Here is a 23474-nt window from a genome sequence, read left to right as displayed (position 1 = left end):
GGTGTGGATACTGATCGCCCCCGGTCGCGGCTCATGATCCCACGTCGAGTGGTCGGTATCCGACACGACAGTCGAAGGTCGGCACCCGACACGACAGTCGAAGGTCGGCACACACTTGTAGGGCTAGCTGGAAAGGCGGAATAGATGGTCGAGCTCGTGACGATCGGGACGTTTCTGGTGGCTGCAGTGGCCAGTCTGTTCATGGCCTGGGCGATCGGTGCTGGCTCGAGCGGGTCGACTCCGTTTGCACCGGCCGTTGGTGCGAACGCGATATCGGTGATGCGGGCTGGATTTCTCGTTGGTATTCTCGGCTTTGCTGGGGCCGTTTTGCAGGGTGCAAACGTCTCCGAGGCCGTCGGTGCCGACCTGATCGGCGGCGTGACGCTGTCGCCGATGGCGGCGACGATCGCCCTGATTATCGCAGCCGGACTGGTCGCGATCGGCGTCTTCGCGGGGTATCCGATCGCGACTGCCTTTACCGTTACCGGAGCGGTGATCGGCGTTGGGCTCGCGATGGGCGGCGATCCAGCATGGGCGAAATATCAGGAGATCGCCACCCTCTGGATTCTGACGCCGTTCGTCGGCGGCGGACTCGCCTACGGGATCGCCCGCCTGCTGCGGAGTAAACCGATCGCCGAAGAGTATCTCATCATGATGCTCGCAGCGCTGATCGGCATCGTCGTCGCCAACATCGAGTTCGCGATCCTCGGCTCCGGAGCTGGCGGCGGGGCGTCGATCGCCGAGGCCTCGAGTGGCTGGCTTCCCGGCCCCGATATCGCTGGTGTCGCCGCAGTGACGGTCGTCATCGCGGCGCTCTGGGCGGGGGTGACTGGGTTCGACTTGCGAGGCGATATCGAACGCGGTGAACGCCACTTCCTGCTCGTCCTCGGCGGACTGGTCGCGTTCTCCGCGGGTGGGAGTCAGGTCGGACTGGCAGTTGGCCCGCTGATCCCGCTGTCGGGTGACGTTGGCCTGCCACTCCTTGCCCTGCTCGTTGGTGGCGGCTTCGGGCTCTTGCTGGGGTCGTGGACCGGCGCGCCGCGGATGATCAAGGCGATCTCACAGGACTACTCCTCGCTTGGACCACGCCGGTCGATCGCCGCACTTATTCCCTCGTTTATGATCGCACAGACGGCAGTGCTGTACGGCATTCCGGTTTCGTTTAACGAAATTATCGTCAGTGCGATCATCGGCAGCGGGTACGCTGCAGCCGGCGCTGGTGGTGGTGTCAGCGCCCGTAAGATGGGGTATACTGTCCTCGCATGGGTCGCATCGCTCGTCGGCTCGGTTGTCATTTCCTACGTCGGCTACATCGTGATTTTCGCCGTCCTGGGATAGACCCTCCTCGAGCGCCCACAGCTGGTTTGTGGGTCTGTTCGACATCGAACAGGCTTTACACCACGCGTCGTGAGTCAATCTATGGACGAGGACGCCGCGAATTCACCCGACACCGAGATGATCCAGTGGCGACGCGACGCGTCGACGTCCCGGACCGTTCGCCTCCTGTGGTCGCTCGGCGTCGGCACGTTCTTCGCTGCAATCGGAATCATCGTCTTCTGGCGCCTGTTTGATATCGCGGGCCAGATCGGCAGGCTCGCTGAGGCAACTGTCGCTGCCTTCTTCGCTGCACTCATCGTGACCGCGTTCGCATTCGCCGTGACCAGCAACACCGAACAACGAGTCGCGGCTCTCTCCCGCCGACTCCCGGTCGACCTGCCTACAGGGAGAGGCCTCGAGCGCGGCGCTGACGCTGTCATCGGAACCGTCGTGATGATGATCGTCATCGGGTCGCTGATGATCGCCGGCCGGATCGTCTCCCAACGGGAACTGTTGGAGGTCGGTGCCGGCCCGTTTACCGGACTGGCCGCGCTGACGATCCCGCTTGCACTCGTCGCGCTCGTTTTCGCCTCGTTTCTCCGATCCGTCGGCGCACTCGACCGCGAGGAACGAACGATCTATCTCTACGATCCGGACCAGGCGATCGATCTCGAGGTGATCAATGCAATCTCGACGCGCCAGTTGGGCGATGCAACGATTCTGACACTCGAGTACGCCCAGCCGGATGGCCAGTACGTCGCCGGTCCGCGCCGGATCGTTGTTCCGCCAGCCGTTGCACAGGAACTACAGTCACTCGTCGACGAGACCACTGTCTGAGACCGACGACAAGCGTGTCGTTGGCGTTTCAGCTCTCTAGTACTCGCTTCTCCTGGTGAGATCGATCATGTCGCGAGTTCGCCTGTAAAAAACAGCCGCTCGTGTTATCGCCGCCGCGGCGACTCGAGTTCGATCTCGGCTGCCTCGAGTAACTCCTCGACCTCGTCGCGTTTCTCCTGGTGATCCTCGAGGAACTCCCGCATTAGCTGCGCCGCTTGCTCCTTGCAGTCGCCACAGAGTCGTTCGCCGCCGACACACTCGTCGTAGACACGCTTGGCGAACTCGTCGTCGTCGCCGGACAGCAGATAGGCGTACAGTTCGTAGACGGGACACTCGTCGGCTTTCCCGCCTTTTTGGCGCTGTTCCTCTGCCGTCTCACGACCGCCCGTCGTCGCCGATTTCACCTTGTTGTAGCCGTCCTCGGGGTCGTCGAGCAGGGAGATGTGGCTCGCCGGAATCGAGGAGGACATCTTGCCGCCGGTCAGCCCGGTCATGAATCGGTGGTAGATCGACGACGGCGGGCGGAAGCCGTAGCCGCCGGTGTCGACTTCGACCTGTCGGGCGAGTTCTTCGGCCTCGTCGCGGTCGATCTCGAACGCGTCGACGTGGTTCTCGTAGACGCGTTTTTCGCCCTCGATGGCGTCGATGAGCGCGTCGAACGCTTTCTCAGTCGCTCGGCGGTCGGAAAACCGCGTCCGTGGCCGAATCGGCTCCATCCCGGCCTCGTTCAGCTTCGTCAACACTGAACGCAGGATGTCCGCGGCGACGCCGAGTTCCGACAGCGGCGCCTCCTCGAGCGCCTCAGCGACGTGCACACAGCGCAGCGTATCGTCGTCGAACTCGGCCGGGTCGAGTCGTTCGTAGAACTCCGCGACGAGGTCGCGTTCGACGGGTTCGAGCTCGAAGCTGGCGTAGGCCTCCGAGACCTTGAAAAACCGCATCCGTTCGGCGAGATCTCGAGCCAGCCGAACGTGGGGATCTTGGTCCGGACCGACGGGGATGACGGTCGGCTTTGGCTCCTCGAGTTGCGGGTAGAGGATGTCGGCCATCTGGGTGACGACCGACTGCATATGTGAGACGTCTGTCTCGCCGTCGAAGCCGTAGATCGCCTGTAGCTCCGAGAAGTTGGCTTCGGCGCCGAGGTCGAAGGCGAGGTCTTGCACCTCGCGGTGTGCCGACTGTCGGTAGAGCTCACCTGCTTCGGGGTCGAAGCCGAGTGCCAACAGCGAGAGGAGATAGTTGCGCGCGTGCTCGTCGATCTCGTCCCAACTCATCCCGCGGGCGGAGTTGGCCTCGAGGTCGGCGATCAGCGCGTAGGCGTCGGCGCCCTGCTGTTGATGCCAGATGATCTCGTCGAAGACGAGTTTGTGGCCGATGTGGGGGTCGCCCGTCGGCATAAAGCCCGAGAGGACCGCTGCGGGCTCGTCGTTCTGGAGCGCCCGTGCGACCGGCCGATAATCTCGATGGCCGAAGATCACACCCCGACGCATCAGGTAGTGGGGGTTCGGCACCTCCTCGAGCACCTCGTCGAACTCTTCGATGCCGAACTCCTCGAACAGTTTGCGGTAGTCGGAGACGCTCGAAGAGCCCCAGGGGTCGAGCGCGACATCATCTGCACCTGCGGCCCCGCCGTCGGGCAACGGTTCCCCTTGCGCTGACTCCTCGAGTGGATCGTCTCCAGTCATTACTGACTGCCTTGGCGCGCCAGCGCGCAAAAGGCTTCGGCTTCGTTGTGGTAGCCCGACTCGGAATTATAGTTGCAGTTGTTACTATAGCAGTCTCCCGCTCGACTGAACGCTCCGTTATCGTAACTGTTCGTGCAGACGAAATCGAGATAGTACGCACATAAGAATATTATCGTCCAGTGACAGGGTGCATATGGTCGAACGTACCAGACGATCGATGCTGGCCATCGGGGCAGCAGCGCTGACGGGCGGGGTACTCACCACGGTTGGGACGAGCAGTGCCGACGAGCAGTGTCCCTGTCCACCAGCACCGATGGATGCGAACGGCTGGTCGTCCCATCGGGGAACGCCAGCGAATACCGCACACGTCGAGACTGACGCGTTCCCACAACTGGAGACGATCGCCTGGGAGTACGAACGAACCGGTGCGCTCGCCGCCGTCGACGACTTGGTCTACGTGCGGACCGACGACGGGGAGGTCCACGCACTCGACGCGATTGACGGCAACCGCGAGTGGAAACACGCCGAGGGCAACGCCACGGGGACCCCTGCAGTCGCCGACGGAGCGGTGTACGTCGCCGGGGATCAGTTGACCGCACTCGACGGCGCCACCGGCGACGTGCTGTGGGAGATGCCGTTCGATGAGAGCGAGTCAGTAGCGAGTCCGACGGTTGCAGACGAGATGGTTTACGTCGTCGCCGGCGGATCGCTCTACGCGGTCGACGCTACCGATGGATCGACTGTCTGGCAGCACGACACCATTGAACTCGGCGTCTACGACGAGACCGAAGACGACGCCACAGCGGTCCGTTCGTTTGCGGCGGACCCCGTCGCCGTCGCTAATGGCGCCGTTTACGCCCCCATCTCGCCGTCGGGATTCGTCGCCCTTGATGCCGCCTCGGGCGACACGTTGTGGACGACGGATCTGCAAACGGGTGGCAATCTCGTTCTCCCGACAGCGGATGGCGTCTACGTGGACCGCTTCGAAGCGGGCCACATGGCCGGCGAGGCGTATCAGACGGCATACGAAGATGAACCGGAGGACGTTGGTCCCTCGAGACGTCAGGAGTTCGCGGATCCGTTCACGGAATCTAATGCCTTCGCAACATCGGATGCGGTGCGGATCGTCATCACTGAAGATGGACGACACCTCAAGGCGTGGGACAACGAGCGCGACGAGTTCCGGTGGACGTACGAGTATCTCTCCGAACTCCAACTCTTTCAGTGGCCAGCAATCGCTGGTGACACAGCCATCGTCTCCTACCATCCACCCTCGATGTCTGACGACGAGCAAGAGGCGGTCATCGACGGGTCCGGAACCGAATCATCGGCTCTTGAAGTGTTCGGAACAGAACCGGCGATCATCGGGGTCGATCTGACCGACGGCTCTAAGCGATGGGCGATCCCCTACACGGATCTCGAGGGCTTCGACATCGCCGGTGATGAGTTCCCATACGTCGTTAGTGAAGACGCCCTCTATCTCAACGCCGAGAGACTCATCGCCGTTCGATCGTCCGACGCTGTCGCCGACGGAGAGACTGATTCCGATGCGAGCACCGCTGATGAATCACAAGACGGTGAGACGGAAGATGAAACCGCCGACGAAACGTCGGTAGACGAACGCGATAGCGAAGCCGACCGTGACAGCGACGAAACGGACGCAGACCTCGGAACGGACGATCCGGAAAATAGCTCCGAAACGGAAGCTGCCAACGAGAGTGAATCGACCGGGACCGCGAACCAGAGCGAGTCAGCCGGCACCACAGATGAAAACGATAGCGTCCCCGGCTTCACCACCGGCGCTGGACTCGTCGGTGGCGGACTCACGCTCGAGTGGCTCCGTCGTCGAGCGACGACTGACGAGTCGACGGAGTGACTCGAACCGTCTTTCACACAGACGTCTGTCAGGTAAGCTGGCAGTCTCAGTCGACCATCGCCCGCAATCCGTCAACTCGAGCCGATTCGACGCCAGCCAGCACGACCGCTGCGAAGACGGTCTCACCGTCGGATCGTGGCGCGTCACCACCCAGGACACCGTTGCCGCCGACAGTCGACTGGAGCATCCGCCGGCTCTCTGCGATCGCCTGTCGGTTGAGCCAGGCCGGTGGTCCACCGACGATCAGCAGCCCCCGCGCTGCCGTTTCGGGCTCGCACTCGAGGGAGAGCTTTCCGTGAACCCCTTTTCTGACGACGGTTTCGACGGCGCTGACGGCCTCACTCGTCTCGACGTCCCGATCAGTCGACAGGAGGCCAAGCCCGAACCGCGAACTGGTCGTCTCGACCGTCTGCTCGCCGTAGCCGAGGCTGACGATGGCCGACTCGCTGCCGAGAGTTCGATCGATGTCGCTCGCGTCAACGACGTTCTGGGCGACGGCGCCGTTCGTGTCACTGCCGGCGAAGATGGCTGCAACTCGAGTCGCCAGCTCGCGGTTACACCGATCGCGTGCGTCAGCGATCGTCTCGCCGGGACGAAGCCACGTCTCGTTGTCGAACAGCACGATTGCGCTCGCGAGTCCGTCGAGGGTCTCGAGCGTCCGAACCGCGTGTGACGCCGCGGCTGGCCGCGGTGGCTCGTCGGTTTCAGCTCTCGTCGTCACTCCCGAATGTGGCCCACGGTCGGCCGCTCCGGCGTCGGGATCGAACTCCTGATCGGCCGGTAGCGTCGCGAGGACGTACACCGGCGCGTCGACAGTCCGCTGGAGTGCGGCGACAAGTGCGGGTGCCGTCGGCCCGCCGGTCGTGCCGCCGAGGCCGACCGTGACGAGAATCGCATCCGCCGCCGTCGACCCGCTTCGTTCGCGTACCGCGAGGAGGTCGTCGACGACCGCTTGGCCAGCCTCGAAGCCCGGCTCGAGATCACTGTCGAGCCCATTCGACCCTTCGAGGGCGGTTCCCTGGCCGTACTGGGCACGGTGTGATTCCGGAATCACGGTTCCCTGAAGGGTCGACTCGTCCGTATCGAAGGCAAAGACGTCAGTGAGAAACGCATGGTCTGCCGGCGCTGCGGCCCGAATCGCGTCGGCGAGCCGACAGCCCGCGCCGCCGAGTCCGACTACCTCGAGTTGCATGCTGGAACCCTCGTCCGTGGAGACTTATATAATTCCGTTCACGAGGGAGCGGGACGAAGCCGATCCGACGGTAGTACGGGGGTCGTCAGGGCGTCAGCCGCTCGATCGACCACCAGTCGATCGTGCCGTCGTCGGAAACGAGTGCAAACACCATCGTCTTGCGCACGCCGTGGGCCAGGCGCACGTCGAGGGCGAGGTCGCGCGGCTCGAAAACGTGATCGGCGGGATGGACCCGGATCAGCAACTCGGAGTGGCCGAGGTTCTCGACGGACTCGACGTCGGCGTACGTTCGGAAGTCCGCGCCGAACTTGTAGCCCGTCTTGGGGACGACGTCGCGCTCGCGCAGGGCGGTGTAGACCGCAAGCCGGCGGACGAACCGTTCGCCTTCGACCTCGCGGCCCCGCTTTCGGACCGTCTCCGGCTTGAGGTCGATCACGCCGCGTTCGGCGAGCGACGCCGCCTCGAGCAGCGAACACTGCAGCGTCGGCTCGTCGTACTCCCGGCCCTCGAGTGGCTGGCCGTAGAAGCCGCGTTCGTAGAGTTCGAGCGGTGGCTCCCAGACGACGACCCGGTCCTCGAGTAAGTCCGCGTCACAGCCCTCGGGTAGTGCCGCCGTCGACGAACCCGAAGGATCGCGCTCCGAGACCTCAAAGTAGGTAATCTCGCTCTCTTCGTCGACGATTGCGAGCACGCCGGCCTCGAGTTCGGCCGACGGCACGTCGGTTCGCTCGCCGAGCACGCGCAGGGCGTACTCGATCTCGCCGTCGCCGGGGCCTTTCCCGCGTGGGAACACCGCGAAATCCACCTCCCCGTCCGGCGGGTCGACCCACGGCTCGCGGGCCGGCGAGAGATAGAAGCCGCGCTCTCGCAGATCGGCGTAGACGAGGAATCTGACGCCGAACTTTGCGCCGGGTTCGCGGGCCATAAACGACCGGAACTCGAGTCGCTCGCCCGACTCGGTGACGACCGCGCCGAGGTCGCCCCGATAGAGCAGGTGGGCCGCCTCGACGGGTGCCAGTGCGATCTCGTTGCCCTCGAGTGGATAGCCATACCCCCGCGAATCGTGATAGCGCTGGCGTGCGTCCCCGCCCACGCGGATGACGCCCACCGCTTCGTCGAACCGCCCCTCGAGTGTCATACCCGGGCGTTGGCCGGCCGTGACTAAGTGGCTGCGGATCGATTCCCAGTCGGTTTGGGACTCGCGGATTTCTGGATCAGCTGTATGGGTCGTCAGTCGTCTGCCGCGGACTCGGCCTCGAGTGTCCCCTCGAGCGCTCGCTCGCAGGTCGCATCGAGACAGCGGGTGCCGCTTTTCGTTTCGAAGGTGGGGAGCCCACAGCCGCAGTCGCCGGTGACGATGCCGGCAGGGATCGCGAACCCGGTATCGCACTCGGGGTAGTGCTCGCAGCCCGCGATGAGCCCGCCACGCCGGAGGATTCGCAGGTCGCCGTCACAGCCCGGCTCCGGGCAGTCCCACTCGCGGTCGAACGCTTCGCGGACCGCGTCGTCGAGTGACTCACAGCTCCGATCGATGCAGACGTCGAATGCGAGGCCGCGCTCGACGCGCATCCGCGGCAGCCCGCAGTCACAGTCACACTGTTCGTCACGGATCGTTGCGTCGGCAGGGATACCGTAGCGGTTCCCGCAGTCGATACAGTGGACGTCACCCGAGCGGATGAGCGTGCCACCACACTCCGGGCACTCGCCGACGGGCGTGCCCGCTGCCGACGCCGGGTAGTGGGCGAAGCCGTCCTGGTCGTGGGCGGCGATCCGCAGCGTCTGGGTGTCCTTTTTGGCGACGAGGGTGAAATCGTTCGCACGATCGCTCGAGACGCTGTCGGCTCGAGTCAGCCACGCCACGGGTTGGTAGCCGTCGATATCGTGGACGAGAACGGTGTTGTCGGGCTTGACGATCGTCGTTACCCGACCGCGATACTCCGTGCGGTCGGCGCCGTCGGTAATAACGGTACAGTCACCCGCGAGCACGCGGATCGCGTCGTCGATCATAGCTCGTTTGGGCGCGCTTTCGTATGTAAACCCGCGGCTGCTCGAGGACGTGCCGACCGGGAGCTCAGTCGAGACAGACGTACGTTCGCGTCGCCCCGACACCCTCGAGGGGTCGGACGGACTCAGTGATCGTCGCGAGAATCTCTTGGGTGTTTTCGCCTGCGAACTCGACCATGACGTCGAAATCGCCGGCGATGACGTGCGCTTCGACGACGCCGTCGGTATCCCGCAGGGTCTGACAGATGCCTTCGGCGGTTCCAGTTGCCGTGTCGATCGTCGCATACGCGTGGACCATCTCATTGCGTTACGGTACCAATGGGCAAAAACGGACGTGCGATCGCGGCCGCTGTTCAGTTCTCGTCCGACGTCGCGACGGTTTCACGCTCGCTATCGTCCCGGTCGTCGACCTGCTCCTCTCCGGGGGGCGTAGTCGATTCAGCGGGTGTCCGGTCATCGGTCGTCGATCGATCGACGTCCTCGCCAGCAACCGAGCGAGCGATCGCTGCAGTCTCTGGCCCGCCGTGTTCGCCGGCGCGGTCTCTGAGCGCACGGATCGCCTCGACGTCGACGTCCTGTTCCTCGAGTACGTCTTCGGAGAGTTCAGCTGTAGCCGTCTCAGCTGCGGTAGCCTGTCGTTCGACGGTCTGCATCTCGGCGACGGTTGTCGCGACTTCCGCCTGATAGCGGCCCTCACTGAGGTCACCGGCGTTGCGGGACTCGTTCAACTCCGTGAGTCGGTCCTCGAGTTCCGTCTGGCGCGTTTCGCTCGCTTCGAACTGTTCGGCGACGACGGCCGCTTTCGCTTCGGGAGACGTTGCGTTCGCGACTTTGGCTTCGAAGGTCCGTTCCGAGACGTCGCCGTTGACTTCGGCGTTCTGGACACCGACAACGGCGGCGAACCGCTCGCCGGGGGCGATCGATTCGTTCCCCGCGTCGGATTCGGATTGGACACTACTACTCGGGACAGCACTCGCCGCAGCGAGTGGAACCGCGATCGTCGCGGCGACGAGTATCACGGCCAGCGTGATCGACGTGGTTTGATTCATTGGTGGATGTTGTATTTGTTTCGTGATATATCCTCGAGACGATGGCTCCGGTTCAACGACCGTTAACGCGATTCAACGCCGTTTTCGATCCGCCTTTGTCTGTTGATTTCGTCGGTTTGACCCGGCCGTTGGCGCTCGTCCGATTGAATCCGTTGCAGACCGGTATTGTGGCTGTCATTCCATGGTCTCCGCCGTCACTTCGTCGTCCGCGTCGGGCAGCGAGAGCACGTTCTCGCGGCCAAGGCGGAACGACTCGAGGTCACCCTCCTCGCGCAGTCCGCTGACGACCTTGCTGGTTTTCGCGTCGGTCCAGCCGAGTTCCTCGACGACCGTTTGCTGTTTCATCCGCCCGCCGTTGTCCCTGACGAGTCGGAGGACCTGTTCTTCGTTGCTGAGTAGTTCCATTTCGGCGGGTTCGGTCCCACTCGAGGCCGCCGACTCGTCGGTCGTACTCGAGGCCGTCGTGGTCGCGGTCTCCGCGCTGGCTGCGGGGGCAGCTCCCGACTCAGTGCCCGAATTCTCGTCTCCGCCGGCCGGCCGATCCGCCGTCGGATCGCGGGTTCGGTACCACCAGACACCGACGGCGCCGAGCCCGAGTGCGACGACCGCGGCACCCGCGATTATCGTCGCGTTCGGGCCGCTTCCAGCAGTGATGACGACCTGCGGCTCTCCGGCGATGAAGTCGGTCTCGCCGCCGCGCCAGATCACTGCGTGCTCGCGTTCCTCATCTGGGTCGGGCGTGGCCGACTGCAGTTCGTAGTCCTCCGGCCACGCGACCAACAACCGCGTCCCGTCGTCGATGTAGATGCCCTCAATGGCGTCGCCCGCGTGGATCTCGTCGCCATCGACGGCGCCGAACCCGTGCCAGTGGAACGTGTATCTGACGACGCCGTACTCGCGTGCGAACGACTGGCGCTCGGTGGTCACGCTGTACCCCTCGGCGGACATCTCACGACCCGTGGTGTCGCTCGCCGCGACGACCGTCTCGTCCATCCGGTCGGCGAACGACTGCATGTGGCTGTCGGGGTCGTTCTGAATGTCCTCTTCGAGCGATTCGAACGCCGTCGTGCTCTCCTCGTCGTCCAGCCGAACCCAGAACTCGAGGGTCCACTCGGCGGTCCCGTTTTCCCGGAGTGTGACGTCCATTCGGATCTCGTCCGCGTCGAGCTGATCCTGCTGGAGTGAAAACGGCGTTGACTGGTCCTGATCGACGGCTGTGGGTCCACTTGCGGCTGCAATCGGCCCCATCCCGACCAGAAGTACCGCGACGACGACTGTCAAGCCGACGCGAACGTTCATACGAGTCAGTATCTGCCACCCCCATTAAAATATGCGAAACCCATAGAACGCGTTTATAACGACTCTCTCGGCTCTATGATCGACATCTAGTAAAAACATGTTGGATGACTTTCAGCTCCCGCTGGCGTTCAACCCGGCCGCGCCACTACTGGGGGTGAGGCCCCGGACGGTCTCACCGAGTGCCTCGAGCGCCCCGCCGACGAAGTCGGCGATCGCTCCGAGGATGTCGGAGACGAACTCCGGCACTGGCTCTGGAAGGTCGTTCGGTGGGCCGTCGGCTGGCTGTGCCGCCACAGTACCTGTTGCACTGACGAGCAGCGCAATCGCAACCGCGATCGTGAGTATCGTTCGTTTCTTCATCACGAATAGATGGAGGACATTCACCCACATTAACCAGTCAGTTAATCAACCGAAATTGCGCCGGTTTGCGCCGGATAGTGGTCGTTTTCGAGCAATCGGGGACCGACATGCACCGTGAAACCCGACGATCACCTATCGTCTTCAGAATTGTCAGGATCGTTTCAGCAGGTGCGTGGTGACGTCAGCGGGAGCGGTGTCAGTGGCAAAAGTCGTCGGCGCGGACGCGACTCAGGTACCCGGCACGCCGAGTGCCGAGACTGGGCCGGTGCTAACTCGAGAGCTGTGAGGACGACTACAGCGGCCGCCTAGGCGATGATTCAGACCGCACCGGACCGAAACCAGCCGAGTCGGTAGCGCCATTTTACGGCGGCGATCCACGCCACGAGTGCTAGCACGCCGCTGACAAGCGGTATCGGCTCGAGGAGCGCCCAGACCAGTGCCCCGAGCAGCGCGGTCAACACTGCGTGGGCATAGTCTCGAGCGCTCGAGACGGCGACGGTGCCGGCGTGGAGATCGATACCGCCGATCACCAAGCTCACGGCGACCGTTAGCAGTCGCTCCTCGAAGCCGATTGCTGTCAGCGAAGCGAGTCGGGAGAATGAGGTGGTCAGGAACGTGTCAGGTTATTCGTCGTTGTCCGATTCGTCTCCGTCGTCGTCAGCGTCTTCGGTCGCCTGCGAGTCGTCGTTGTCGTCGTCAGCTTCGCTAGCGTCGTCAGCCTCGTCGGCGCCGTCGTCACCGTCAACAGCCTCGTCGGCGCCGTCGTCACCGTCAACAGCCTCGTCGCTGTCGTCAGCGCTCTCGTCGTCCGGCGTCACTTCGCTAACCGCGTCACCGAGCGGGCTCTCGAGAGCACCGCTCAGGAACGAGGAAATCCGCTCGTGGATCGCGGAGACGTGATCGGGAACCTGGTCAGGGAGATCGACGTTCGGTCCCTGTCCGTTCCGTTCGTCGGCGGCGCTGTTGTCAGCGGCCTCGTTTGCGTTATTAGCGTCGCGTTCGTTCGCGTTCTCAGCGTCGGCTGCGTGTTCGTTTGCGTACTCGGCCTGTGAGTCGTCGGCACTGTCCGCGTCTGCGTCCACGGACACGGGTGCGTTTCCTGGTGCGGCGGCGACGAATCCGGTCGCCACGATCAGTACCGCGAAGACGGCTGCGATGAGCGTTGTTCGGTTCATAGCGTGCATCCGATCCTGGGTGGCTCGACCGACTTGAAGGGGGGATGCCGTGAACGCGGTTTTCGACGGTTTGCATCCGTTTCTCGGGACGTTTTCGTTGCTTTGGCTCCCGTTTGACACGGTTGGAACGGGATCGAACCGGTGTGCCACGCCGTCGCGACGACCGTCGGTGATCCACCGCGGGCGCGCTCGCCACCACGATGGTAGTCGTCCGTGGCACGAGATAACTAAGCACAACGAATTTCCCCACCGCCCGTGACAACCGAACATGGTCGAGACGACTGCGGAAATCGTGCTGTTCGACGGCTTCGACGAACTCGATGCCATCGGTCCCTACGAAGTGTTCGAAAACGCAGCCCAGTTCGGCGCGTCCCTCGAGACGTTTCTGGTCACGCTCGAGGAAACCGATCTCGTCACTGCCAGCCACGACCTGCGCGTCGAACCGCAGGGAACGCTCGGCGAGCCTGACATCCTGCTCGTCCCCGGCGGCGGCTGGACGACGCCGACGGAGGGTGCTCGAGCGGCTGTCGAGGACGGTGTCTTACCCGATGCGGTCGATAACTGCTATACCGAAGGGGCGACAGTCGCGTCGGTCTGTACCGGTGCGATGATCCTTGCCGAAGCGGGGCTGCTCGAGGGTCGACCTGCTGCAACCCATCCCGTCGCCGTGGACGACCTCGAGGCCCACGCCGGACGGGTGGTCGACGAGCGAGTCGTCGACGACGGCGACGTGCTGTCCGCGGGCGGGGTCACCTCCGGCATCGATCTGGCGCTGTGGCTCGTCGAACGGGAGTTCGGCGCGGATATCGCGACCGAAGTCGCCGACCTGATGGTCCACGAGCGCCGCGGCGAGGTGTTTGGCTAGTCGGAGCCGTCTCGAGGGCTCGCACAAGTCGCGCTCTCGCCGCGTTCACTGCGCGGGCTCTTTTTCGAAGGCGATGCCCTGAATTCGAGGACGCTTCCCGCTGGCGGCGATGAGTTCCACGTCCTCCCCAACCGATTCGCTCGCGAGGCTCGCTCATCCCTCGCACGTGTTCATCGGCCGTCCTCGCTCTCACTCGGCCGGCCGATAGCGTGCGCCATCGCCGAGAGTCCGACCGACCGAATCCCACTGTCCCATGCCAAACGGCTATCCGTGACGACCGGGTAGGCCGCTCACATGCACGCAGTGTTGTTCGATATGGACGGCGTCATCGTCAACAGCGAGGACTACTGGGTCGAGTTCCAGCGCGAGGAGATCCTCCCCGCAGCCGTGCCTGACGCAAACGTCGACGTCGCTGAGGTTACCGGGATGAACTACCACGAAATCTACGACTACCTCGAGGCCGAGTACGGCACCGACATCTCCCGTGAGACGTTCGTCGACCGCTTTGCTGATGCTGCCGAGGAAATCTACACCGAGCACGTCGACCTGCTGGACGGCCTCCCAGAACTGCTCGCGGAACTCGAGGACCGAGGTGTCGAGACGGCGGTCGTCTCCTCGTCGCCCCACGACTGGATCGGCATCGTCCTCGAGCGCTTCGAGCTCGTGGACGCGTTCGATCACGTAATCAGTGCCGACGACATCGACGGAGCGAGCAAGCCCGAACCCGACGTCTTCGAGTACGCTGCTGCCGAGGTCGGCGTCGCACCCGAGGCGTGTCTCGTCGTCGAAGATTCGGAAAACGGGGTTACGGCAGCCGCACGCGCCAACACTACGGTCGTCGCCTACCGGATTGACGCTCACGACGACCTCGACCTCTCTGCGGCCGACGTCGTCGTTGATTCGCCTGCCGAGCTTCGAGAGACGATTCTCGAGGCTGTCGAGACTGATCCGGCAACACAGTACACCGACTGACAGCGGGAGAGAAAGCGAGCAGCCTCAGACGACGTCGACGGTTCGGGACTCCTCGAGTGGCACCAGCGGTTCCTCGGGGAAGGCGACGCTGATAGTAAACTCGAGGTCGTCCTCGTCGGCCCCGAAGACGCCGACAGGGACCGTTTCCGTGTCGCGAAGATACGTACTCGTACTGCTCATCTCGACCCCGTTGACCGTGACGCGGATGCCGGCGCGTGCGGGTTCGCCGACGTTGCGAACCGTCACTTCGCGGACGTCGTTCTCGCCCATCGCGATCGACTCGGGGAACGACCCCCAGTCGATCTCGAGGACGGGCAGCGACTGGGCTCCTTCATAGACTCGTTGGGCGACACCTTCTGAGAGGCCAGCGTCGACGAGGCCCTCGAGGCCGGCGTCCATGACGGCTTCGGGGGTCGAGATACCCTCCGTCGCGAGTTTGCTCGCTCGGCCGGGGCCGACGCCTTCGATAGCCGTGAGCCCGACTGCGTCCTCGGCAACGCCGTTTTCGACTCGAGCTTCGACCCGCCGAGCGAGGTTTGCCGCGTGCGGACCCGCGAGTCGGTCGAGAAACGCACCCAGCGCCGAGATGAGTCGCGTCGCGTTGCGCCGGATCACCCAGGCGTCACTGCGCAGTTCCGACGGCGTCGAGCCGCTGGCCGCCCCGCGAAGGATTGCGAGCACTTTCCGCTGGCCGGCCTCGAGGTCGCCTGTCTCCTGCCCGACGAGGACGGCGTTGATCGCGTCGCGTTCTGACTGACGGGCCGACACCGAGTCGAACTCGCCGGCGGTCGCGACTGCCTCAAGGATGTCTTCGGGCTCGAGGCTCTCGCCCTCCTCGACTCGGTCACACAGTTCGGCGAACGTCGCGGCCGTCTCGAGGCGCAGGTAGTACTTCGAGGCCAGCACGCCCCGCGGTGTCGCCTCGATCGACAGCTCCGGCCCGGTCTCGACGAAGCCACGATCGACCAGTCCCTCGAGGCAGTCTCGAACCCGCTGGCGGAGGTTCGGGAAGTCGTACGCGTCGGGTTTGGACTGGCCGCGGACGTAGTAGAAGGTCGTCTCGAGCCAGTCCATCACGTCCTCGAGATCGGCGATCGTCCCCATCGCGATTTCGGCGTTGAGGTGTGTTTCTAACGTTTCGGCGAGTCGTGACTCGATCTCCTTGCCGTCCCGGAGCAGTTGGCGGTATTTGTCCGCGTCCGCCCCGTCGCAGACGACCCAGCCGTAGCCGACGTCGTCGTAGCCGGGCCGTCCCGCCCGCCCGAGCATCTGGAGGACGTCGAGTGGACTCATGTCGACTTCGCCCTCGAGTGGGTCGTGGTGTTTCGTGTCCCGAATCACGACACAGCGGGCGGGGAGGTTGACACCCCACGCGAGCGTCGAGGTCGAAAACAGCAGTTCGATGGCACCCTTCTTGAACCACTTTTCGACGAAGTCGCGATCGTTCTTCGACAACCCCGCGTGGTGGAACGCGACGCCGTCGGTGACCGACTTGGATAGCGTCTCGTTCTCGAGATCCTCCTTCTCGTCGTGGAAGTCGTAGTCGTGGAAATCGTGTCGCGCTGTCATCGGGACGTCCCGCTTGGCAATCTCGTCTCTGGCCTTCTCCGCCGCGCGGACGGTATCCTGCCGGGAGGAGACGAACACGAGCGCCTGCCCATCCTCGCGGAGGTGGGGCTCTGCGATATCGAGCGCGCGGTAGAGGCGGCGATACTTATCGGCAAACGAGTTTTCGCCGTGGGTGTAGGTCTTGACGCCGGCGTGTAAGTCGACGGGGCGGTACTTATCGCCGAACTCGAAGGTGGTCTCCTCGGGCGCGTCGAGCCACGCCGCGACGTCGTCGACGTTCGGCATCGTCGCCGACAGCGCGACGACGCGGGGCGCACAGAGCCGCCGCAGCCGCGAGATCGTCACCTCGAGCACCGAGCCGCGGCGGTCGGCATCGAGCAGGTGGACCTCATCGATCACACAGACGTCGATGTCGGTGACGAAGTCGTATCGTCGCGAGTCGTGTTTGCGCGTCGCCGAATCGAGTTTTTCGGGCGTCATCACGAGGATATCCGCGCGGCGTGCGCGCCGCGGGTTCAAGTCCCGTTCGCCCGTGACGACGTACACCGAGTAGTCAAGGTTCTCGAACCGTTCCCAGTCGTCTTCTTTCTCGTTGGTCAGCGCCCGTAGCGGGGCGATAAACAGCGCCGTGCCGCCGTCGGAAAGTGCCTTACAGATCGCCAGTTCGGCGAGGGCAGTCTTGCCCGACGCCGTCGGCGCGCTTGCGACTACGTTTTCGTCGGACTCGAGCAGCCCTGGCAGTGCCTCGCGTTGCATTCGGTTGAACTCCTCGAAGGCAAAAGCGTCGGCGAACTCGGGGAGAACCTCGGCGACCTCCATCACACGAAACCGGGGAGTGACAGGCCAAAGGCGTTTCCTTCGCGCTCGCAGAGACGGGCAACGGCCGAACGACTACCGTGCGTTGAACACCGCCGCAAGCACCGAGCCAGCGGTCGCGAACACGAGTGGGTAGAGCAGTCCGCCAAGGATGAGTGCGGGGACGAACTCCGGCGCGATCGACCCGGTCGCTTCGATACCGAACACTTCGACTTCGGTGCTGGATTCGGCGACGAGCGCGCCAAGACCCATGACGATCGCATAGCCGATCGTCACCGGTGCGCCGACGACGACTGCCTCACCGATGTCTGTCACGTCCCACTGGACGGCCAGAATCGCACCGATCGTGAGCAACACGAGCGGCGGGATCACGTACAGTAGACTGGCCCCACTACTGCTCGACTGCGAGATGAAATCAACGGTGCTTGCGCCGCCAAACGAGCCAAACGCTCCGCTGGCTTCAACGTCGACCATGTGGGCGTTATAAAAATACCAGGCAACACCTTTCCAGTCGGCGACGTCGTCGCCGACGGCCTCACGGACCTCACTGACGATCAGCACGTACGTCACGAGATACCCAATCGCCGCAGCCAGAACACCGAGGCCCGCACTTGCCGCGACGCTCGAGCCACGTGATACGGTACTGTCGTCTGTTGCCGAACGCTGTGCGGTCATCGTACCGACTCTCGAATAGGGTCGGTCGTATGGGCTTTGTGGTTTGCGGTAGTCAACTGCCCCACCCACGGTGGGGCGGGGAATCCGCCTCGCTACCTAGTTTGAAACGGGCCTCGAGGTCGGTCAGACCACTGACTCGTCGGTCGTTGCTGCCTCAAGCTGGTCGCTCAACAGTCTCGAGGCGCGTTCGGGGTTGGCGACCCGTTCAAAGACGAGTTCAGGATCGCCCGAACCGGCGGTGTAGACGGTCAGATCGCCGTAGCCGAGCGCACGGCCGACAGCGCTTTGGCTCAGGCTCGTGTTCTGGACGCGGTCGAGGCGAAACTGGGTAACGTCTCTCGAGACGACGCCGTGTTTTTTGTACAGCTCCGAGCTCGTGATCACGTAGCGGGTGTTCGTCCAGACGAGATATCGGGCGAACGCGAGGCCGATGCCCGCGACCGCTATAAGGAGGCCGACGATCGTCAAGAGCCCGGCACTGTCGGTTGCGGTCCAGCCGGTGAGGATGAGGCCAACGAGTGCGATGCCAACCCCGACAGGGAGGCCAAGCCCCATCGTAATCGGGTGGGGACGACTCTCCCAGACGACGTCCTCGTCGTCGCTGATATGAAACCAGTCGGGGGTCGTGCCAAACGCCATCTGTTCTCGTCTAGGTGCGCGCCCAGCCTAAAGCTATCAGGTGGCTACCCTCGGTAACCGCGGCATACATCCCTCGAGATCGGCACTCGATGGACACGGCGTGGTGTCTCGACCGCCGTAACCACCATGATTTTGACTGCGCAACCCGTTGTGTGAGTATGAGCAGCGCACGCAAGCCCGACTGGTTGAAGATGCGGCCGCCGTCGGGTCGTGAGTTCGCCGGCATCCGGGAGACGCTGCGCGAGCGGAACCTGCATACCGTCTGTGAAGAGGCCAACTGTCCGAACCTTGGCGAATGCTGGTCCGGCGGCGCCGGCACCGGCGAGGGCGAAGGTGGGACAGCCACGTTCATGTTGATGGGCGATCGCTGCTCTCGAGCCTGTAACTTCTGTGACGTCCAGACCGGGGGGATGGAGCCGCTCGATCCCGACGAACCCGCAAACGTCGCCGACGCCATCGCTGAGATCGGGTTGGATTACGTCGTCCTCACGTCGGTCGACCGGGACGACCTGCCGGATCAGGGCGCGGGCCATTTCGCGGAGACGATTCGCGAGATCAAGGCTCGCCACCCCGGCATTCTCGTCGAAGTGCTCATTCCCGACTTTCAGGGCGAGGAGCGCCTCGTGCGGAAGATCATCGACGCCGATCCGGACGTGATCGCCCACAACGTCGAAACCGTCTCCCGCCTGCAGTTCCCCGTGCGAGACCGACGGGCGGGCTACGAACAGAGCCTGAGCGTCCTCGAGCAAGTCGAGCGCAAGTCCGATATTTATACGAAAACCTCGATCATGCTGGGCCACGGCGAGTACGACCACGAAATCTACCAGACGATGGCGGATCTCCGCGAACGCGGGGTCGACATCGTCACCCTCGGCCAGTATCTCCGCCCCTCGATGGACCACCTCGAGGTGCAACACTACGACCACCCGGATAAGTACGAGACGTGGCGTCGCGTCGCCGAGGAGGAACTCGGATTCCTGTACTGTGCGAGCGGCCCGATGGTCCGATCGTCGTACAAAGCGGGTGAGCTGTTCGTCGATGCCATCCTGCGTGAGGGCAAAGACGTCGAGACGGCCAGAGCCGATGCGCGCCGCCAACAGTCACCGCAGACTGAGTCCTGATCGGCTGCGACAGCGCTCGATCGACGCCGACACGCGATTTCACCGCTTTTCCGCGTTCGAACCGTGTATTCGTTCAGTATCCTCTCGGCACGGCGCTCGTGCTGGACAAACGAGTTGAAATGTCGCTCTCGCCCCATCGATGTCCACAAAGAGCCACTGACGGACGAAATTCTTCGATTGGGTGGCAAGAATCTCGTAAATAGTAAACTATTTTGGGAAACTCCTTTATCCTGAGCGATAGTTCGTTTAGGTATGGACAGGTGGGACTCCCCGTGAGCACGATACAGCGCGATCCCCGCGAGCGAGTACAGATACTCGACGACTCCGGGCAGGTTCTCGAGGACGCCGAGGTGCCCGACCTCTCCGAGGCGGAACTCGTCGAAATCTACGAGCAGATGCGGTTGGTTCGCCATTTCGACGAACGAGCAGTGAGCCTCCAGCGACAGGGCCGGATGGGAACATATCCCCCGCTATCGGGTCAGGAGGCCGCCCAGATCGGCAGTGCTCACGCCCTCGATGACGACGACTGGGTGTTCCCCAGCTATCGCGAACACGGCGTCGGGCTGGTTCGTGGGCTCTCTCTCGAGCGAACCTTGCTCTACTGGATGGGCCACGAACAGGGCAACTTCATCCCCGAGGACGCAAACATCTTCACCGTCGCGGTCCCCATCGCGACCCAGATCCCCCACGCGACGGGGGCCGCCTGGGCGTCGCAACTCAAAGGCGAAGCGAACGCGTTCATCTGTTATTTCGGCGACGGGGCGACCTCCGAAGGCGACTTCCACGAAGGGCTCAACTTCGCTGGCGTCTTCGACACGCCGAACGTCTTCTTCTGTAACAACAACCAGTGGGCGATTTCAGTCCCACGAGAGCGCCAGACGGCAAGCGCCACGCTGGCCCAGAAGGCCGAAGCCTACGGCTTCGAAGGGGTGCAGGTCGATGGGATGGACCCGCTCGCAGTGTACAAGGTCACCCACGACGCCGTCGAGAAGGCGAAGAACCCGGATAATGACGAACTCCGTCCGACGATGATCGAGGCGGTGCAGTACCGCTTCGGGGCGCACACGACAGCAGACGACCCCTCCGTCTACCGGGACGACGACGAAGTCGAGCGTTGGCGTGACAAGGACCCGATTCCGCGCCTCGAGATGTATCTTCGAAACGAGGGGATCCTCGACGACGAACGCGTCGACGCGATTGAATCCCGAATCACGGCGGACGTGGCCGACGCAATCGATGCCGCGGAGTCGTACGAACGGCCCGACCCAGAAGAAATCTTCGCGCAGGTGTACGAAGGAATGCCTCGACGCCTGCAGCGACAACTCGAGTACTTCGAATCGCTTCGCGAACGCCACGGCGACGACGAACTTCTAGAATAATATGACTGCAGAATCAGACGCACGATCGGAGAACCTCACGCTCGTACAGGCGGTACGAGACGGATTACAGACGGAGATGGAACGCGACGACGACGTCATCGTCATGGGCGAAGACGTCGGGAAAAACGGCGGCGTCTTCCGCGCGACGGAAGGCCTGTACGACGAGTTCGGCGAGAACCGAGTCATCGACACCCCGCTGGCCGAATCCGGTATTATCGGGACGGCGATCGGGATGGCCGCCTACGGGATGCGGCCGGTGCCGGAGATCCAGTTTCTGGGGTTCATCTACCCCGCGTTCGATCAGATCGTCTCTCACGCCGCGCGCCTGCGATCGCGCTCGCGCGGACGGTATACATGTCCGATGGTCATCCGGGCACCCTACGGCGGTGGCATCCGCGCCCCCGAACACCACTCCGAGTCGACAGAGGCGATGTTCGTCCACCAGCCCGGACTCAAGGTCGTCATCCCCTCGACACCCCACGATGCCAAGGGGCTGTTAGCGAGTGCGATCCGTTCACCGGATCCAGTAGTCTTCCTCGAGCCGAAACTCATCTACCGGGCGTTCCGCGAAGCGGTCCCCAGCGACACTTATGAGGTGCCACTCGGCGAGGCGGCCGTCCGCCGCGAGGGAAGCGATATCTCGGTCTACACCTGGGGTGCGATGACCCGACCGACGATCGAGGCTGCAGACACCCTCGAGGGAACGATCGACGTCGAGGTGATCGACCTGCGGACGCTGTCACCGCTCGATGAGGCAACGATCGTCGAGTCGTTCAAAAAGACGGGACGGGCCGCGGTCGTCCATGAGGCCCCGAAAACAGGCGGGCTCGGAGCGGAGATCGCCGCGACCTTACAGGAGGAGGCGCTGTTGTACCAGGAAGCGCCAATCGAGCGCATCACGGGCTTTGACACGCCGTTCCCGCTGTATGCACTCGAGGACTACTACCTGCCGGAACCGGCTCGAATCGAAGACGGCATTCGAGACGCGATGGAGTTCTAACATGGTCAGAGAGTTCGAACTCCCCGACGTCGGTGAAGGGGTCGCAGAGGGTGAACTAGTTTCGTGGCTGGTCGAGCAGGGCGATGCGGTCTCGGAGGACCAGCCAGTTGCAGAGGTCGAAACCGACAAGGCCCTCGTCGAGATCCCCTCGCCGGTCAACGGTACCGTCCGCGAGTTGCACGTCGAAGAAGGCGCGGTCGTTCCCGTTGGAACGGTCATCATCTCGTTCAACGTCGACGGCGAGGCGCCACACGCCTCGGAGTCGCCGAGCGGTGAAACCGCGAGCGACTCCGACGCCAGCGACGACACTGCCAGTGAAGCCACCGAGGAGACCGCTGGCGCTGGCAGCCCCGATGCGACCGGAACCGAGGGCGACGAAATCGAGACACTCGATGACCGAGTCTTCGCGCCCCCGCGCGTGCGACGCATGGCACGCGAGGAGGGACTCGATCTCTCGAGTATAGAGAGTAGCGGGCCGGGCGGCCGACTCACCGCAGCCGACGTTCGGGCCGCCGCCCGCGGTGGTCCCGCCAGGGACGAACAGGCGCCGGTAGCGGAACCAACGCCAACCGGGGACTCGAGCGCTGCGGACGCCGCGGCTGCCGGCGGGTCGGGACAACCGGCCGAGTCCACCAGCCCGGTCGAGACGACGACCGAACCGCAAGCAGGGACCGACTCTGCTGACCGCGAGACGACTCTCGCCGCGCCGGCAACCCGTCGAATCGCACAGGAGGAAGGTGTCGACATCGACGCCGTCCCCGCGACCGAGGAGCGCGACGGCGAGGCGTTCGTTACCCCTGAAGCGGTCCGGGAGTACGCCGACGCCCAGCGACAGGCACAGGAAGCCGACAGGGAGGCCATAGCGGCGGGCGACCCGGTCGGAACGAGCGAAGCCGAGTTCGCTCCCGGCAAACGCGAGCGTCGCGAACCGTTCCGGGGCGTCCGTAAGACGATTGCCGATGCGATGGTCGAGTCGAAATACAGCGCACCCCACGTCACCCACCACGACGAGGTGGACGTGACCGCACTCGTCGCAACCCGCGAAGAACTCAAAGCGCGCGCTGAGGAGCAAGGCATTCGACTGACGTACATGCCGTTTATTATGAAAGCCGTCGTCGCGGCGCTCCAGGAGCATCCCGAGATGAACGCGGTCATCGACGAAGACGCCGAGGAAATCGTCTACCGCGATTACTACAATATCGGCGTCGCCACCGCGACCGACGTCGGCCTGATGGTGCCCGTCCTCGAGGACGCCGATGAGAAGGGGCTGTTACAGCTCTCTTCGGAGATGAACGAACTCGTCCAGAAAGCCCGCGAGCGGACGATCAGCCCCGACGAACTCCAGGGATCGACGTTTACAATCACCAACGTCGGCGGCATCGGCGGCGAGTACGCCACGCCGGTCATCAACTACCCCGAAGCCGGCATTTTGGCGATCGGCGAGATCAAGCGCAAACCGCGCGTGGTGACCGACGACGAGGGAGCGGAGTCGATCGAACCCCGATCCGTCCTGACGCTGTCGCTGTCGTTCGACCACCGACTGATCGACGGCGCGGTCGGCGCCCAGTTTACGAACACAGTTATGGAGTACCTCGAGAACCCCAGCCTACTATTGCTCGAGTGAGCGTAGCCAAACACACACCA

Annotated in this window: 22 protein-coding genes; 9 read left to right on the top strand and 13 right to left on the bottom strand. The window is 63.7% G+C overall.

Translation table 11 applies throughout. From position 1 onward, the window contains the following. Positions 1-144 precede the first annotated feature (144 nt). Both DV706_RS06350 and DV706_RS06345 read left to right on the top strand, forming a co-directional pair. Positions 145-1338: an inorganic phosphate transporter gene (locus DV706_RS06350; protein ID WP_006065464.1), complete on the top strand. Its 1194-nt coding sequence runs from the start codon at positions 145-147 to the stop codon at positions 1336-1338. 81 nt (positions 1339-1419) lie between these two features. Then, entirely contained in the window at positions 1420-2154 is a 735-nt protein-coding gene (locus tag DV706_RS06345; RefSeq protein WP_006065465.1) for a hypothetical protein, read from the top strand. 104 nt (positions 2155-2258) lie between these two features. Here DV706_RS06345 and DV706_RS06340 read toward each other — a convergent pair whose 3' ends face one another. Then, positions 2259-3839 carry a tryptophan--tRNA ligase gene (locus DV706_RS06340; RefSeq protein ID WP_006065466.1) on the bottom strand — a complete coding sequence of 527 codons (1581 nt, stop codon included), beginning with the start codon at positions 3837-3839 and terminating at the stop codon, positions 2259-2261. 193 nt (positions 3840-4032) lie between these two features. On the opposite strand from DV706_RS06340, the gene DV706_RS06335 reads away from it, so the two are divergent. Further along, positions 4033-5715, top strand: a complete 1683-nt coding sequence (locus DV706_RS06335; RefSeq protein WP_006065467.1) for a PQQ-binding-like beta-propeller repeat protein — start codon at positions 4033-4035, stop codon at positions 5713-5715. A gap of 46 nt (positions 5716-5761) precedes the next feature. Here the strand turns inward: DV706_RS06335 and DV706_RS06330 are convergent, their stop codons facing one another. The 9 genes from DV706_RS06330 to DV706_RS06290 all read right to left on the bottom strand — a co-directional run bounded on the left by DV706_RS06330 (position 5762) and on the right by DV706_RS06290 (position 12794). Further along, a complete protein-coding gene (locus DV706_RS06330) occupies positions 5762-6907 on the bottom strand; it encodes an FtsZ/tubulin family protein (RefSeq protein ID WP_006065468.1) in 1146 nt (381 codons plus the stop codon). Between the two features lie 85 nt (positions 6908-6992). Further along, a complete protein-coding gene (gene endA / locus DV706_RS06325) occupies positions 6993-8045 on the bottom strand; it encodes a tRNA-intron lyase (RefSeq protein WP_006065469.1) in 1053 nt (350 codons plus the stop codon). Between the two features lie 92 nt (positions 8046-8137). Then, on the bottom strand, positions 8138-8914 hold the full coding sequence (locus DV706_RS06320; RefSeq protein ID WP_006065470.1) for an endonuclease NucS: 777 nt from the start codon (positions 8912-8914) through the stop codon (positions 8138-8140). 64 nt (positions 8915-8978) lie between these two features. After that, entirely contained in the window at positions 8979-9209 is a 231-nt protein-coding gene (locus DV706_RS06315) for an Lrp/AsnC family transcriptional regulator (protein ID WP_006065471.1), read from the bottom strand. Positions 9210-9264: 55 nt separating this feature from the next. After that, on the bottom strand, positions 9265-9960 hold the full coding sequence (locus DV706_RS06310) for a hypothetical protein (protein ID WP_006065472.1): 696 nt from the start codon (positions 9958-9960) through the stop codon (positions 9265-9267). 174 nt (positions 9961-10134) lie between these two features. Next, on the bottom strand, positions 10135-11259 hold the full coding sequence (locus tag DV706_RS06305) for a DUF7343 domain-containing protein (RefSeq protein ID WP_006065473.1): 1125 nt from the start codon (positions 11257-11259) through the stop codon (positions 10135-10137). 111 nt (positions 11260-11370) lie between these two features. Then, on the bottom strand, positions 11371-11619 hold the full coding sequence (locus DV706_RS06300; RefSeq protein WP_006065474.1) for a hypothetical protein: 249 nt from the start codon (positions 11617-11619) through the stop codon (positions 11371-11373). A gap of 317 nt (positions 11620-11936) precedes the next feature. After that, positions 11937-12158, bottom strand: a complete 222-nt coding sequence (locus DV706_RS06295; protein WP_240756831.1) for a hypothetical protein — start codon at positions 12156-12158, stop codon at positions 11937-11939. A gap of 84 nt (positions 12159-12242) precedes the next feature. Next, positions 12243-12794: a hypothetical protein gene (locus DV706_RS06290; RefSeq protein ID WP_049889709.1), complete on the bottom strand. Its 552-nt coding sequence runs from the start codon at positions 12792-12794 to the stop codon at positions 12243-12245. 268 nt (positions 12795-13062) lie between these two features. On the opposite strand from DV706_RS06290, the gene DV706_RS06285 reads away from it, so the two are divergent. Together DV706_RS06285 and DV706_RS06280 are read left to right on the top strand one after the other, a co-directional pair. Next, complete coding sequence (locus DV706_RS06285; RefSeq protein ID WP_006065477.1) at positions 13063-13659, top strand: DJ-1/PfpI family protein; 597 nt, start codon at positions 13063-13065, stop codon at positions 13657-13659. A 294-nt stretch (positions 13660-13953) separates the two neighbouring features. After that, on the top strand, positions 13954-14631 hold the full coding sequence (locus DV706_RS06280; protein ID WP_006065478.1) for an HAD family hydrolase: 678 nt from the start codon (positions 13954-13956) through the stop codon (positions 14629-14631). 24 nt (positions 14632-14655) lie between these two features. On the opposite strand, the gene DV706_RS06275 is transcribed toward DV706_RS06280, so the two are convergent. The 3 genes from DV706_RS06275 to DV706_RS06265 form a co-directional block, all read right to left on the bottom strand. Further along, positions 14656-17019 (bottom strand): DEAD/DEAH box helicase, encoded by a 2364-nt coding sequence (locus DV706_RS06275; RefSeq protein WP_006065479.1) that lies wholly within the window; start codon positions 17017-17019, stop codon positions 14656-14658. Between the two features lie 72 nt (positions 17020-17091). After that, positions 17092-17691: a hypothetical protein gene (locus tag DV706_RS06270; protein ID WP_006065480.1), complete on the bottom strand. Its 600-nt coding sequence runs from the start codon at positions 17689-17691 to the stop codon at positions 17092-17094. Positions 17692-17814: 123 nt separating this feature from the next. After that, positions 17815-18330, bottom strand: a complete 516-nt coding sequence (locus tag DV706_RS06265; RefSeq protein WP_006065481.1) for a PH domain-containing protein — start codon at positions 18328-18330, stop codon at positions 17815-17817. Between the two features lie 158 nt (positions 18331-18488). Between DV706_RS06265 and lipA the strand changes: the two genes are divergently transcribed. From lipA to DV706_RS06245, 4 genes are all read left to right on the top strand, one after another. Beyond that, positions 18489-19451 carry a lipoyl synthase gene (lipA, locus tag DV706_RS06260; RefSeq protein WP_049889710.1) on the top strand — a complete coding sequence of 321 codons (963 nt, stop codon included), beginning with the start codon at positions 18489-18491 and terminating at the stop codon, positions 19449-19451. Positions 19452-19723: 272 nt separating this feature from the next. Continuing rightward, positions 19724-20830 carry a pyruvate dehydrogenase (acetyl-transferring) E1 component subunit alpha gene (pdhA, locus tag DV706_RS06255; RefSeq protein WP_006065483.1) on the top strand — a complete coding sequence of 369 codons (1107 nt, stop codon included), beginning with the start codon at positions 19724-19726 and terminating at the stop codon, positions 20828-20830. 1 nt (position 20831) lies between these two features. Further along, complete coding sequence (locus DV706_RS06250) at positions 20832-21830, top strand: alpha-ketoacid dehydrogenase subunit beta (RefSeq protein WP_006065484.1); 999 nt, start codon at positions 20832-20834, stop codon at positions 21828-21830. 1 nt (position 21831) lies between these two features. After that, complete coding sequence (locus tag DV706_RS06245; protein WP_006065485.1) at positions 21832-23454, top strand: dihydrolipoamide acetyltransferase family protein; 1623 nt, start codon at positions 21832-21834, stop codon at positions 23452-23454. Positions 23455-23474: the final 20 nt, after the last annotated feature.

The organism is Natronorubrum bangense, assembly GCF_004799645.1.
Lineage (GTDB): Archaea > Halobacteriota > Halobacteria > Halobacteriales > Natrialbaceae > Natronorubrum > Natronorubrum bangense.
The sequence above is the reverse complement of the archived record's forward strand: the minus strand, read 5'-3'. Positions and strand labels throughout refer to the sequence as shown.

Bases quoted from the DNA above. Each gene is read 5' to 3' on its own strand.
- DV706_RS06350 (WP_006065464.1), top strand. From the start codon at position 145: ATGGTCGAGCTCGTGACGATCGGGACGTTTCTGGTGGCTGCAGTGGCC.
- DV706_RS06345 (WP_006065465.1), top strand. From the start codon at position 1,420: ATGGACGAGGACGCCGCGAATTCACCCGACACCGAGATGATCCAGTGG.
- DV706_RS06340 (WP_006065466.1), bottom strand. From the start codon at position 3,839: ATGACTGGAGACGATCCACTCGAGGAGTCAGCGCAAGGGGAACCGTTG.
- DV706_RS06335 (WP_006065467.1), top strand. From the start codon at position 4,033: ATGGTCGAACGTACCAGACGATCGATGCTGGCCATCGGGGCAGCAGCG.
- DV706_RS06330 (WP_006065468.1), bottom strand. From the start codon at position 6,907: ATGCAACTCGAGGTAGTCGGACTCGGCGGCGCGGGCTGTCGGCTCGCC.
- endA (WP_006065469.1), bottom strand. From the start codon at position 8,045: ATGACACTCGAGGGGCGGTTCGACGAAGCGGTGGGCGTCATCCGCGTG.
- DV706_RS06320 (WP_006065470.1), bottom strand. From the start codon at position 8,914: ATGATCGACGACGCGATCCGCGTGCTCGCGGGTGACTGTACCGTTATT.
- DV706_RS06315 (WP_006065471.1), bottom strand. From the start codon at position 9,209: ATGGTCCACGCGTATGCGACGATCGACACGGCAACTGGAACCGCCGAA.
- DV706_RS06310 (WP_006065472.1), bottom strand. From the start codon at position 9,960: ATGAATCAAACCACGTCGATCACGCTGGCCGTGATACTCGTCGCCGCG.
- DV706_RS06305 (WP_006065473.1), bottom strand. From the start codon at position 11,259: ATGAACGTTCGCGTCGGCTTGACAGTCGTCGTCGCGGTACTTCTGGTC.
- DV706_RS06300 (WP_006065474.1), bottom strand. From the start codon at position 11,619: ATGAAGAAACGAACGATACTCACGATCGCGGTTGCGATTGCGCTGCTC.
- DV706_RS06290 (WP_049889709.1), bottom strand. From the start codon at position 12,794: ATGAACCGAACAACGCTCATCGCAGCCGTCTTCGCGGTACTGATCGTG.
- DV706_RS06285 (WP_006065477.1), top strand. From the start codon at position 13,063: ATGGTCGAGACGACTGCGGAAATCGTGCTGTTCGACGGCTTCGACGAA.
- DV706_RS06280 (WP_006065478.1), top strand. From the start codon at position 13,954: ATGCACGCAGTGTTGTTCGATATGGACGGCGTCATCGTCAACAGCGAG.
- DV706_RS06275 (WP_006065479.1), bottom strand. From the start codon at position 17,019: ATGGAGGTCGCCGAGGTTCTCCCCGAGTTCGCCGACGCTTTTGCCTTC.
- DV706_RS06270 (WP_006065480.1), bottom strand. From the start codon at position 17,691: ATGACCGCACAGCGTTCGGCAACAGACGACAGTACCGTATCACGTGGC.
- DV706_RS06265 (WP_006065481.1), bottom strand. From the start codon at position 18,330: ATGGCGTTTGGCACGACCCCCGACTGGTTTCATATCAGCGACGACGAG.
- lipA (WP_049889710.1), top strand. From the start codon at position 18,489: ATGAGCAGCGCACGCAAGCCCGACTGGTTGAAGATGCGGCCGCCGTCG.
- DV706_RS06250 (WP_006065484.1), top strand. From the start codon at position 20,832: ATGACTGCAGAATCAGACGCACGATCGGAGAACCTCACGCTCGTACAG.
- DV706_RS06245 (WP_006065485.1), top strand. From the start codon at position 21,832: ATGGTCAGAGAGTTCGAACTCCCCGACGTCGGTGAAGGGGTCGCAGAG.